The sequence below is a fragment of the Flavobacterium pisciphilum genome (assembly GCF_020905345.1).
Lineage (GTDB): Bacteria > Bacteroidota > Bacteroidia > Flavobacteriales > Flavobacteriaceae > Flavobacterium > Flavobacterium pisciphilum.
This window is the reverse complement of the sequence record NZ_JAJJMO010000001.1, coordinates 1,263,192-1,275,865: the sequence shown is the minus strand read 5'-3', so window position 1 is coordinate 1,275,865 and position 12,674 is coordinate 1,263,192. Positions and strand designations below refer to the sequence as shown.

The 12,674-nt window shown below is 30.2% G+C and carries 12 protein-coding genes and 1 pseudogene; 5 read left to right on the top strand and 8 right to left on the bottom strand.

Translation table 11 applies throughout. From position 1 onward, the window contains the following. The first annotated feature begins 1 nt into the window (after position 1). From LNQ49_RS04815 to LNQ49_RS04805, 3 genes are all read left to right on the top strand, one after another. Positions 2-973, top strand: coding sequence for a hypothetical protein (locus tag LNQ49_RS04815; RefSeq protein WP_229987581.1), 972 nt, complete (start codon positions 2-4; stop codon positions 971-973). Between the two features lie 169 nt (positions 974-1,142). Then, positions 1,143-1,934, top strand: a complete 792-nt coding sequence (locus LNQ49_RS04810; RefSeq protein ID WP_229987580.1) for a phospholipase D-like domain-containing protein — start codon at positions 1,143-1,145, stop codon at positions 1,932-1,934. A 151-nt stretch (positions 1,935-2,085) separates the two neighbouring features. Continuing rightward, on the top strand, positions 2,086-3,108 hold the full coding sequence (locus LNQ49_RS04805; protein WP_229987579.1) for an HNH endonuclease domain-containing protein: 1,023 nt from the start codon (positions 2,086-2,088) through the stop codon (positions 3,106-3,108). Between the two features lie 99 nt (positions 3,109-3,207). Here the strand turns inward: LNQ49_RS04805 and LNQ49_RS04800 are convergent, their stop codons facing one another. Beyond that, on the bottom strand, positions 3,208-3,384 hold the full coding sequence (locus tag LNQ49_RS04800) for a histone H1 (protein ID WP_229987578.1): 177 nt from the start codon (positions 3,382-3,384) through the stop codon (positions 3,208-3,210). A 369-nt stretch (positions 3,385-3,753) separates the two neighbouring features. Between LNQ49_RS04800 and LNQ49_RS04795 the strand changes: the two genes are divergently transcribed. Next, positions 3,754-4,536: a hypothetical protein gene (locus tag LNQ49_RS04795; protein WP_229987577.1), complete on the top strand. Its 783-nt coding sequence runs from the start codon at positions 3,754-3,756 to the stop codon at positions 4,534-4,536. 357 nt (positions 4,537-4,893) lie between these two features. Here the strand turns inward: LNQ49_RS04795 and LNQ49_RS04790 are convergent, their stop codons facing one another. The 3 genes from LNQ49_RS04790 to LNQ49_RS04780 form a co-directional block, all read right to left on the bottom strand. After that, a complete protein-coding gene (locus LNQ49_RS04790) occupies positions 4,894-5,208 on the bottom strand; it encodes a nuclear transport factor 2 family protein (RefSeq protein WP_229987576.1) in 315 nt (104 codons plus the stop codon). A 65-nt stretch (positions 5,209-5,273) separates the two neighbouring features. Continuing rightward, complete coding sequence (locus tag LNQ49_RS04785; protein ID WP_229987575.1) at positions 5,274-6,113, bottom strand: MBL fold metallo-hydrolase; 840 nt, start codon at positions 6,111-6,113, stop codon at positions 5,274-5,276. 140 nt (positions 6,114-6,253) lie between these two features. Then, positions 6,254-6,835 (bottom strand): Crp/Fnr family transcriptional regulator, encoded by a 582-nt coding sequence (locus LNQ49_RS04780; RefSeq protein WP_229987574.1) that lies wholly within the window; start codon positions 6,833-6,835, stop codon positions 6,254-6,256. A gap of 989 nt (positions 6,836-7,824) precedes the next feature. On the opposite strand from LNQ49_RS04780, the gene LNQ49_RS04775 reads away from it, so the two are divergent. After that, positions 7,825-8,853 carry an META domain-containing protein gene (locus LNQ49_RS04775; RefSeq protein ID WP_229987573.1) on the top strand — a complete coding sequence of 343 codons (1,029 nt, stop codon included), beginning with the start codon at positions 7,825-7,827 and terminating at the stop codon, positions 8,851-8,853. A 430-nt stretch (positions 8,854-9,283) separates the two neighbouring features. Here LNQ49_RS04775 and LNQ49_RS04770 read toward each other — a convergent pair whose 3' ends face one another. The 4 genes and pseudogenes from LNQ49_RS04770 to LNQ49_RS04755 form a co-directional block, all read right to left on the bottom strand. Beyond that, positions 9,284-9,784 carry a hypothetical protein gene (locus LNQ49_RS04770; RefSeq protein ID WP_229987572.1) on the bottom strand — a complete coding sequence of 167 codons (501 nt, stop codon included), beginning with the start codon at positions 9,782-9,784 and terminating at the stop codon, positions 9,284-9,286. A gap of 634 nt (positions 9,785-10,418) precedes the next feature. Then, positions 10,419-10,700, bottom strand: a pseudogene (locus LNQ49_RS23350) (RHS repeat domain-containing protein); the annotation flags it as partial. 251 nt (positions 10,701-10,951) lie between these two features. After that, positions 10,952-11,509 (bottom strand): hypothetical protein, encoded by a 558-nt coding sequence (locus LNQ49_RS04760; protein WP_229987571.1) that lies wholly within the window; start codon positions 11,507-11,509, stop codon positions 10,952-10,954. After that, entirely contained in the window at positions 11,481-12,521 is a 1,041-nt protein-coding gene (locus LNQ49_RS04755) for an RHS repeat domain-containing protein (RefSeq protein ID WP_229987570.1), read from the bottom strand. The genes LNQ49_RS04760 and LNQ49_RS04755 overlap by 29 nt, the downstream gene beginning before the upstream one ends. Between the last annotated feature and the right edge of the window lie 153 nt (positions 12,522-12,674).

Here is a 12,674-nt window from a genome sequence, read left to right as displayed (position 1 = left end):
TATGGAAATAATTTATAAATCGAATGTTTTAAATGAAAACTGGAACAATGATATTGAGAAATTTGATTTTTTTTTGTTAGCTGTTGGAACAGATTTGAGAGCATATAAATCCATATTTGTTGCAGAACAAAATAAAATTGAAGTCGACAACGTAGTTCTGTTTAATTTTAACGAAAGGGAAGATTCAATAAAAAAGCGTAAAAGTATTGGTTCTGAGAATTATAAAAATTTATCATATAAAACAAAAATTTATAATTGTTCTTTAAAAAATCCTTCCGCTGCCTTAAAGCTATTAGATATCGATATTCCAAAAGATTCTCAAATAGCTGTAGACATTTCTTTCTTCACTAAACCATTTTTTTTTACACTTTTAAATTGGTTGAAGACTGTTTGTGAAATTGAAAATGTTACGATTTTCTACACTGAGCCGAAAAACTACGTATTTAATAAAGGTCTATATAGTGAATATCATTCAAGTGTAGGTCCAGTAAGTATCGAGGAAATAGCAAGTTTTAGTGGAAATGATGCCAATAAAAATGATAGTTTACTTATTATCATGCTCGGTTTTGATGGAGATTTATCGGCCGAACTAGATGAAAGTGTTGCGCCAAAAAAAACAATTTTGGTAAATGGTTTTCCTAGCTACTCTCCAAATTTTAAAGATATTAGCTTAATTTCTAATGAAAAAGTTGTAAATAAAGGTGGTAATAAACTTGTATTTAGCAGATCAACAAATCCTTTTGATACCTACAACTTACTGACCAGTATTAAGGACAAGACTGAATATCAAGATCTTTTTATAAATATTGCTCCAATTGGTACAAAACCTATGGCGCTAGGAGTATGTTTATTTGCACTACATAATCCGGAAATCAGAATAATTTATCCTGTACCTGAAAAATTTGAAGATGTAACTAGTCATGATTCATGGTGTACTTGGTATTATGACATATCCTTAAATTTAAATTCTTAATATGATAAGCCTTTTTTTGGAAGTCTATTATGAATTTATAGATTCGTCAAAAGAAGCTTTTTTTAAACTCTTTTAAAAGTTTTCAATTTGAAGTGAAAATCTGCAAGCTCTATCGCCTGATATTTTTACAAGTTAAGACTAACCAAATCGAAAAATTAACGAAAAATTTATGACAACAGCATCATTTCAAGATATTAAGAAAAAAATTGAATCAAATATTTATTCAGCAAGAGAATCAATTATTGTGTCAGTTGCTTGGTTTACTAGTAAAGACCTGCTTGGCCAGTTAAGTGACAAATTAGATACTGGCTGTTCTGTAGAAATTATAATAAGTGACCACTATGAAAATACGAGATTATCTTTCGAAAACTTTATAAATAAAGGTGGAAAAGTTTATGTTTTATCAGCTAGAAGTGGAAAATTTTTGCATGACAAATATGCAATATTTGACAATGTTAAATTAATAGCTGGTTCCTATAACTGGACCAATTCTGCTGAATATTATAACCATGAATTTATTGTACAAAGTGAAGAAACGCAACTAATAAAACAGTTTTTCATCCGTTTCAATAAATTAAAAGAAATTGTTATCCAATACGACAAAAGAGCTTTGTTAGCAAATGATGTTCTTTGTGCTGATACAAAAGAAAATGAATTCATAATTTTAGAAAACCAGTTGCATGACGAATTAATTTCATCAATTGATCTGTCATTAAAAGCAGGTGCAAAAATTAACAAATCAATTATCCTGAACCAGATTTACGATTACGGAGCTATTGGTGCCGCAAATCGTCTAATAAAAGAGGGTACTGAGAAGTTACATTCTGGACTACTTAAAATGTTTGAAATAAATAGGCTGGATCTTACAATTGAAAGTATAATTCAGAAAGATAAATATAAAGTTTTATTCAGTGAAGAAATTTTAACAAAAGCCCAGCAACGTCTTGAAAAATTGAAATAAATTCAAAAACTATTTTATAGCTATTATACGTAGGAAAAGATTTCCCATCAGTTTTATTTACGCTTCAATTACAATTTCCGAAGTATTCATTTCAATAATATTTTTAAATCTAAATCTAAATGGTTTTATGAGCTTACCATATTCCCAATATTTGCCAATAAATAAATTATCTTCTGTATTTGCAAATACTTCTGCTAGTTATAAGTTCTACTGGTTTTTGGCTATTCTTGAATTAATAGAAGAGGGGAGCATTCATATTGATAAGCAAAGGATATTCGCAAGAATGATAAGTAATTCTTGGTACACAGTTAATTATTTCCATATTTCTTTTGGTAAACAAGATCTTATTCAGGAAGCGGTTAAAGCTATTCTGAAAATTGAAAATCTTAAAATAAATGAAAATAGAAGCATAATAAATTCTGTCTTGGAAAACACTCAGAAGATTGAAACTCTTAAAATATTAAATCACTTCGATAAAAATGTACCTCACTGGTTTATTTCTTCTTGGTTTTCCGGAAATCGTAACGAAGTTTATTCCCTTTCTCAGAATTTCGATCACGGATGTATTTACCGGTTAGGAAAAGATCATATTGAGATAAATCCAATTTGGATTAGCTATTTAAAAATGAATTCAAAAATACTTAAGGATTTTTGTTTTTGGAATTTGTCACTCTTTCTACAAAAAAGAAATCCAAATGTTCCGGATATTCCAAATAAAATAAGCAAATCTTTAGCACGGAATTCTTTGATAAAACAGACAAATGAATATTGGAAATTGGTATTTAATGAATTGGGGACAATAGATTGTTTGTTTACCAATAACAGATTATTGTTTGATGAAAAAAAATATGCTTTGGACCATTTTGTACCTCATGCGTTTGTTTCTCATGATTTAATTTGGAATCTTATTCCAATTGATAAAAACTTTAATTCCTTCAAAAGCGATAAACTTCCGTCTTTAGATAGGTATTTTGATAAGTTTTATACTCTGCAAAAGACTGCTTATGAAATAGTAAAAAGTTATAATTGTAAGAATAAATATTTGGAGGAATATCTTAGCATCTTTCCTAATTTAGATGGAGATAGTGGATTTGATTATTTGCGATATAAAGAAACTATTCAGCCTTTAATCACGATTGCAAGCAATAACGGTTTCTCATATATGAAAGATTAATGAAAAAGTATTATAGATTTACAGTCAAATTTTTTAATTAGAAATTAAAAAAGCCCTTCAGAAATCTGAAAGGCCAGTTAAGTAAAAATAAGAATGAGTTTATTTTTTAGATTCCTCAATAGAAACTTTTCTAAACTCTTTTAATAGTTTTTCAATTTCTAATGTTGATTTACGAGCTCTAGCTCCAGCTGCCTTAACGCCTTTTTCAATCAGCGAATCTGATTCTGTCCTAAAAGTTTCGATTTCTGCACTAATTTTTGCTATTAAATCTTTCATGTTTTTTTATTGTTAAATTAAGTAGGCAAAAATATAAGTTTACTTTTTATATACAAGTACTTCCTTTTAATTTAGTGACGATTTTAAATCCATAACCTACAGTGTCTGAAATATAGGAATTACTTTATTGTCGTGGTTTAATTATTGTCCTGTCAGCTAGCAAATCTAAAAAAAAATAAATTCGATTATGTGTTTGTATTTCAGTATTATATATTTATATTTGTATATGCTTGTTGGCAAGCTGGCCCGTTCGTGCAAAGATTTTATCAGCCAATAGTTTAATAGTGCAAACCTTCCTGCTTATTATCCAAACAAGATTACGAACGCTCAAATTCAGGATAATATTGCTGGTACTAAAAGGAATGTATTATGAAAACTATTGAGTACTTCAAACTCCAGGCAAAAAATCTTTATAAAGATTTTAAAACACAAAAGCCCTATTACGATCCCACTTATGGCCGCGACCTTTATCAGTATACGCCAAAGTATTTCGATGTCGATGCATTAGCTCTCGATTTCGATATCGATGAAGACAATTTTACCTTAATGAACGCTCAGCACCAAATTGCGAAGTTGGCGGGATTTACAAAATGGACAGAAATGCTGAAGGCTTCTCCGTCGGCACTAAAACTGTCTAAGCTACTATTCGAGAATATGCACAAAATAAGTGTTGTTGAATGGGAAATATATCTTTCGGGTGAAGAGCGGGAGAAAGGTTATTTGTTCGATGATGAGGATAAACTTGAAATTTTCCAAATTGTTTTTACGGACGTAGAAGGGCATCAAACAGATGGTTACGACTACCGTTTAAGCAAAAGCGACAAAACAGCCGACAACAATATAATATCTAAACCCATGAAAAAGAAAAATAATGTACAGATTTCTGCTTTACCGTTGGCAGGAGCAGACAGGATTGAATTTCTCGAAACAGCAGAATTAGGTTTCGAAAGAGTAATGCAGCGAGTTGAGCCAGATCATCCGGACTTAGTGAGGAAATTATGGAATTCGGAAAATTATATTGATGAGGTTTTACAACTAGACATGCTGCCTATCGATAAGGATTATGCCCTTTCTCTGGTCGATGCTTTCCTGGTTCAGCATGTAATTCAACTTGCTGTTGAAACGGACCAGCAGGCGGAATCCATTAATTAAAAAGTTTAATTTAGACACGAAGTTAGTCGAAAATCATTAAGTTTGCAGCAGAATTACAAATTCTCTAAAATCAATAAAATAAGCTGTTTTTAAAACATCTAAAATAAATGTGGCAAGATCGTGGCAAACGGTTTTTGAAATTACTGAAAGTATAGTATTGATAGGGGTTCGGAACCTTTGGTTCGAATCCTTCTGCGTTCACGAAAAAAAGCCTGTAAAACAATATTTTACAGGCTTTTTTTGTTTAGAAAAAATATTATAATTTTAATAAACGGATGTTTCTTATTTCATTGCATCATTTACAACTTGGCTGTCTACAAACTGCTCGAAGCTTATAATTTTGTTGTGTTTCAATTTTCAAATGTGTGCTGCTCTGGCTTTAAATGATTTACCTGTAATTTTGTAAGTACCACTATATGTACCGTAAGCTACAACTTTGTCATCGCTTGTAACATAATCTTCAGGAGTAAATTTATAATTAATCCATTCACTTCCTAATCGACTAAAAACATTTTTGGTTATGTTGTCTAAACCAATGTATGTCCCTGCGTATGGAAATCCTTTGGCTTCTGTCCACGAAATATCATCAATTACATGGTTGGCTAAATTTTTGCCATTTTCTTCTGAAGTTTTTCCTTCATAAGTGCTTTTTATAATTTCAAGATTTGTCATTTTTTCTTTATTTAATGAATAGCTTGACAGAACCAAAAGTAGTGCGAAGCTGAAAATTATTTGTTTTACCATTTCATTTCCCCTGTATTTACTTTTGCCCCTATCATCAAGGCAGTTTCAAAAGTAAGTGTTGGGTATTTTGTTTTTATAGCTTTAATTAAAGATTCAGAATTTTTGTTGGTTTTCAAAGCTTCTTCGTAAAACTGAATATAATTTTTAGTGTGGGTTACAGCAGTAATATCAAATGAGCTATTACTGTTGGCGTGAGCTGGAATAACAATTTCAGGTTTTAAAGCTGCAATTTTATCTAAAACTGATATCCAGCTTTTGCGTGCTTCTGGCGTTTGTGCATCTGCCATCCATAAATTAAAAGTAGTTCCAAAAACATTGATTCCGCCAACAACTGTTTTGATAGAAGGTATCCAAATAAAAGTTTTACTTGGGAATTCGTCCAAGCCAATTATCTCTAATTTATGACCTTCTAATTCAATGCTATTTCCTTCTAAAACTTGTGGTAATATAAAATTTGATGTAATGTTTTTACCTAATTTTTCTCCCCAGATTTCTAGTTTCTTTTTAGCTGTAGCCTTAATATGTTCTACAGTTGCAGGAGAGGCATAAGCTGTAACTTCAGGGAAATATTTTTTAAAAACTTCTAGTCCAAAGTAAAAATCAGGATCACCGTGAGAAATAAAAATAGTAGTTAGTTTTTTACCGCTTGCTTTTATTTCTTGAGCTACCTTTTCGGCCTCAGCCAAAGTAAATTGTGTGTCAATTAAAATGGCATCTGTTTTTCCTGAAACGATTACTGATGCTACACCAAAACTATTTTCTGATGCGTTGAATACTTGAAGTTTTAAATCTTTAGTTTCGATTGTTTTGAAACTTTGTGCTTGTGTTTCCATAGTAAATAAAGTTAAGTGTATAATTAATAGTATTAAAATGTTGTTTCTCATTTTTTTGGATATTTGGATTTATTCTGCAAAGATGCAGAGATCTGTTACCTTAAAACATTAAACTAGTTTAATAAATGAACGCCTTAGTATTATTTTCTTAAAGATATTTTCTTTCGGATATTACTTAAAAATACATTCGTTATCCCTAAATAAGCAGCTATTTGAATATTAGAAAGACGCTGTATTAGATTTGGATGTTTTTCTGTAAACTCGATATAACGAGATTCTGCTGTTTTGCTTAAGTTGTCTATCATTCTTCGTTGAAGAGCAACGTGGGTTTTCTGAGTCATTACCCTAAATAATTTTTCTATTTTAGGTAAATTTGTATAAGCAAATTCTTTTTCTTTTTTAGAAATTATTAGTACTTCACTATCTTCCAGAGCTTCTATAAAAAGTTGTGATGGTGTTTCGTTGGTGAAACTATCGATATCAGTAATCCACCAATTTTCAATAGCAAAATAAAGTATTTGTTCAAAACCATCCTGGTCAATATGGTAGATTCGGAAAAGACCTTTGACAACAAAACCTTCAAACTTACAAACTTCGCCTTCTCTAAGTAGAAAGCTTTTTTTTGGGATTGACTTTTGTTTAAATAGATTGCAAAAGTCTTCTATTTCATTTTCCGAAAGAGAAATGTGTGCTGCAATATTTTTTTTAAGAAGTTCTTTCATATAGCAGTATTTAAAATTGCTATTAAATCAATTTTTTCGATATTTTTAGCTTAGCTAAGTTACATAAAATATAAAAGAATGTGACCTTCATTAAAGGGGCTTTTCATATTGGAGGTTTTTGTTATATGAGAAGGGGGGGATTTAAATAATTTGTTTTACTCAGTTCAAGTTTATGTAAAAGAAGAGGGGATATGATATTAGTTTCGCTGTTTCCTCTTTAGTTATAGCTCGTTTATTTGAGACGTTTAAAATAGGTTTTGCTTCTTGAGGAAATAGGTATTAAGTATAAAGAGTATTAAAACTAAAGATAGTTTAATTGATAAAGGCATATAAGAGTCATTTGCTATCTTATTTTACTGTAATTTTTCATTGTCTTGCTATTTAAATTAATTTACTTGTTTAGTTTTAAACTACAGTACAAAATTGTGGAAAATATAGAAGATGGAAGTTTAGGTATCTTAAGAAAGTATAATTGGTAATTTAGATTATGGAAAGAATAAGATCTTTTTATTGATTACTGAGAGAAGCTATGAGAGGAATTAAAATTGTGGAATACTTTCTTATGTGAAAATCGCATTAAAGAACCGAATTTTTGTCTGTTAGTTTAGGGGTGATAACTTAAAAATTGATAATTTTTAGGCGTAATAGCAGTTTTTGGAGGTAATAATTTCCAGCTATTTTGATAATTTTTTCGCAACATCATAAAATAACATTTTTATGACGAGTCATATTTGATTTTTTCGTGGTAAATTTAGTATTGTTATTGCAATTATTTGTAATAGAAAAGGTTATGCTTTATGTTGTTTGAAAAATTATTTTGTAAGGCAATAGTTGATTTTAGATTTCGATGATTCTATTTCTATTACAGGCCTTTTTTTAGAGCATAAAATCTCTTTAAAAAATAAAATTTTTTCAGAATGGCACAATTAATGCAAACGAAATGGAAAGAATAATCAAATACTTCATGGAGTATTACAAAAATTAAAAGAATGAAAAATTTAAAATGCATGTTTGTTTTTATGATGATGACTGTAGTGTCATCATTAAGCTATGGACAAGAAACTTTGAAAATGTTTGTGAAAGAAAATAAAGTGCCTTGCCAAGGTGTTGGACCTATGGAATGCTTAGAGGTAAAGTCTGACAATAAGAATGACTGGGAGCTTTTTTACGATCATATTGAAGGTTTTAATTTTGAAAAAGGAAACAGATACGAGATTTTAGTAATCAGAACTAAAAGACAAGGTATTATTCCTGCAGATGCATCTTCATACGAGTATAAATTGAAAAGCATTGTTTCAAAAATACCTGTAACTAAAGCAAAAGGTATTTATGATACAAAAATGATATTAACTCGTTTAAATGGTAAAGCGATAAGTACAGGAAATGTGTATTTGACAATCAATGAAGATACGGGAATGATTAGTGGGAAAAGTGGATGTAATAACTTTGGTGCAAAATTCACTAAGCTTTCTTCAAAAAATCAAATTAAAATCGGTTCTCCTTATGGAACTTTAATGGCTTGTAATGAAGAAAGCATGAAATTAGAACAAGATTTCACTAATGCAATAAAAGATAAGAAATTTAAAATTGTAAAGAAAAACAATAAAGTACAGTTTAAAAATTCAAAAAATAAAGTTGTTATGGAATTTAGCATACCTACACAGAATGATGTTTGGAGCTTTATTGGTAAAAACAATTGGAAGCTAATTATGTTAGAAAACGTAGGACAGGATTATGGAAGAGCTTCTATTAAATTTGATCCAACTGAAAAGAAAGTGAGTGGTAATACAGGATGTAATAACTTTTTTGGAACATACACGCTTAAGGGGAATGATCATATTTCTTTTAGTGGTTTAGGTTCAACTAGAATGGCATGTCTTGATGAAAACGTTGCCAAAACAGAACAGAAAATGCTATCTCTTTTAAGTGATAAGGAGTTACGTTTTGATGTAGCTGAACAAACTTTGAATTTTTATCTTGGTGATAAATTGATAATGATGTTTGGAGTAGTAAAATAAATATTTTAGCTATATATAATAACAAAGCCTGACAATGTTCAGGCTTTGTTGTTTATGGTGGATTGAGTAGATTTTTAATAGTGTTTGACCTTTGTGTTTTAATGTAATTGGTAATAATTATTTAGCTTCAGTAATTTCAAGAGCGTTTTGAGTATTTTCTTAGCTAACTTAAACGTATCTAAATGAAATCGGAGTTGTCCGGTATTAATTCTTTATGCTTTTATATTGAAAAATATACCGAATAAAATATGATAGGATAGTAGTACAACTAATAAAATTATTTTTTATTTATAAATAAAAGCAAAGCCACTCCGTTATGGAATGGTTTTATTTGATTCTCTTTGCGGTCACAGATTACAAATCTGCGCTATCGTTGTCGACATATCCGAGCCATAGGGAGTGCTTAATACTAGCTTTGAATATTAACACTCTATTTAGCTACAACTTTGTGGTATATTCTAAATTCATTTGTGATAATGCGTGTACTATCTCCTTTATGTATCCTTAAATAACCATTATCAGTAATAAATCCGTCAATAAAGTAAATTCCTGGATGTTGGAATTTTAATTTAAAAAGAGGGATTGTTCTATTGTCAACTGCACCAAAAGTATCTTTAACTATCGATTTTAGCGAATTTTCATCGTTTAATATTTTTTTTGCTATTGTCATTGAATAAGTAATATACCTATCTCGCAAAGAATCTTTCGGGTTAGCTAAATGAGTAGTGATAGTGTCTAAAATATTTTTGTAGATTATCATTCCGTTGTATTGCTTATTAACAGAAACGGTATCTGGAAAATCAAAAATATAGGACATGGTTTGATTGCGAAACTCTATTTGTGAGTTATTAACTTGAGTGATTTTCTCTTTGTTATTACAGCCTACTAATAAAGTTACAGCTATCATCATTTTGATAATATTTTTAGTCATGTCCAAATCTTTTAATGTTGTCTTTTTTTGCTTGTTGTTCTGCGGATGCTTTTCTCTTTGCATTTCCATTTTGAATATTTTGCACATTTGCTGTACTAACAGTTGTATCCTTTTCAGTTTTATGAACTGTGGAAGTGTTAATGCCAATTGTTCCTGTTGCCGTATATTCTTGATAAGATATAGTTACATTGTCTTCATTTGCACTATTTTCTGCTGAATTCGAACTTGCTTCAGTTGGAGTAGATGCATTTGTCGTATTATCCTTTCCTTTACTATCACTATCATCGCTAGGAAAGCCTCCAGGAGTTAAAAAGGTCGAAAGCTGTATAAGAACATCTACTTCTTTTTTTTCTACATCTCTGCCTCCCTGTGGCTTTTCAACAATTCCCTTGTTGGCATTATCTGGGTCTTTGACTCTTAAGTCATAACCACTTCCACTACTGCTACTACTTGTAGATTTTGTTTTGGTAAAAGGATTATTTATTGTTGGTGTAATTGAATTTAAAATTTTATTTGCTTTTTGAGAAATTATGTTTCTAACATTCGAAACAACGGTACTTACTTTATTTGCAACGTAATTTCTCACTGCAGATTTAGCTCTATCAATTAATCCTGTAAAAGGATTATCTGGCCACATATCATCAGGGTCAATAAAATACACAGGATTATCAAAAGCATAATTATACGGGCTATGTCTTCTCATTTGCTCTGCCAGCGGGTCCATATTCATCCATCGACCAAGTGCAGGGTCGTAATTACGTGCTCCATAGTCGTACATGTTAAGCCCCAGCTCGTCTTGCAACTCTTTTCCATTATACTTATACTTTTTAGCAGCTGCATTACCTAAAGAACTTACATTATTATATCCTATTTGTTTTAATCCAAACGGGTAATAATTATTCTCTTCAAGAATTTCAAGAACGTTTTCATTTAAACTCAAATAAAAATTAAAAAATATTCCAAAAAAAACTCAGGATTAAAAAGTATTTGGTGTGATTTGGATTATTCTAGCACATAAAAAAATCTCGCCAATATTTGACGAGGTTTCCTTTTTTAATCGATCTCTTTGTGGACACAGAAAGAATTTACGCACAATCACTGTCTAAATATACAAGTGGTCGAATTTTAATTGTATAAATTTAAATCCTATGGTCTATTGTCTTTAAGTTAATCTTTACTTCTTGCTTGCATTTCCAAAGTTAAATTATTAACATAATAAGAACCTAAGTAATCATCAAAGATAATTCCAAAACCACTTTTAAAAAGAAAATAGGCTACACATAAATTATTATCTCCAACTAATTTATTATTTATAAGATATCTCTTTTTATCTGCACTTTCATATGCATATTTAAGTAAAAAATCATTTCTGTCTAATTTTTTATAATCATTCTCAATCTTCTTATCTATTTCAAAACAGACATGGTCAGTTGCATCTGCTTTCATTGAAACCTTTTGATTTAAAATGTTGTTGAAAAAGACATCATATTCCCCAAGAATATTATTTTTTTTATAAACATAAAAAATTTCATATGATTCCACTAAGCATATTTGTCCACTACTATTTTTACAAAATAAGATATAATAATTTCTTTCGACAGGATTATTTTTCTTATTTTCTATCGAATATGTTTTATAATAATTAATCTCCTGCTCTTTTGAACAAGAAGTAAATATTGTTAATACAAATAAAAGTCTAATTAAGATTAAACGGTAAGCCTCCATATGTTGTTCTTTTTGGTAAATTCATTAATGCTCTAGCTCTATTTTCAAAATCAACAGCTCGTTTTTCAGTTGGTGATTTTTCATTTGTTTTCCCTACCGAATCTGCATTTTTTCCTTGATCGAAATCATATTGATGACTCATTTCATGAGCAATAGTAGTAAAATCTGAATTAGCGACTCCTTCTTGACTTTTAAAGTCTTTCTTTGATTCTTCTGAGAAATTAAAAGTAGTCATAGTATCTACACCTTTACCATTCTTTACGTCTTCACTTGCGGTATAATTTTGCATACTGTTTTCACCATGGAATTTCACAGAAACATTATTTACATCCTTTCCTGGTGTGCCTTCTTGTATATAATGTGTCTGTTTAGAATTTTCTAATGTAGAAAGTTTTTGCTTCATTTCATTATCATTTGATTTTTCTATTGTCCTGAAAGCTGATAAAACTTTATAAAGAGTTGGATTACTTTCTTTTCCGGGATTATATCTAGCACCTTTTCCACCATTATGATAAAAATTTCCATTTCTGTATTGTAGTTGCTCTTTTGTAGAACCATCCTTATTTCGTATTAAAAAGATTACATCAGTAGGTGCCATCCCATCAGGGTCAATAAAGTAAATTGGATTGTTAAAAGCATAGTTATAAGGAGAATGCCTTCTCATTTTCTCAGTAAGCGGATCAATATTCATCCATCTACCAATTGCAGGGTCATAATTACGCGCTCCATAATCATAAAAGTTAAGCCCCAGCTCGTCCTGCAACTCCTTTCCGTTGTATCTATACTTATAATTTGGTTGTTTATTATCGGTATTATACCTCTCGTGTTTTAATCCGAAAGGGTAATAATTATTCTCTTCAAGAATTTCAAGAACGTTTTGGCTATTTTTCTTGTAGCTAACGCGAATAATTCCTAAGTGGTCGGTATAATTAAATACATAATTATAGCTATTGCCGCCATTTGTGAATGTATTATTTACATAACCTTCTGTTGTTGGGAAATATTGCAACACATTAGCTTTATATTTGAACCCTCCTAAATATATGGTTTGAGTTACAACTCCGTTATCAGTTACTGATTTCTCTAATTTTTGCCCTGTTGCATTGTAAATATAGACAATCGTATTTGCTCAATATTTTCCTCGCGAGCTTAACTACTTTTTTTT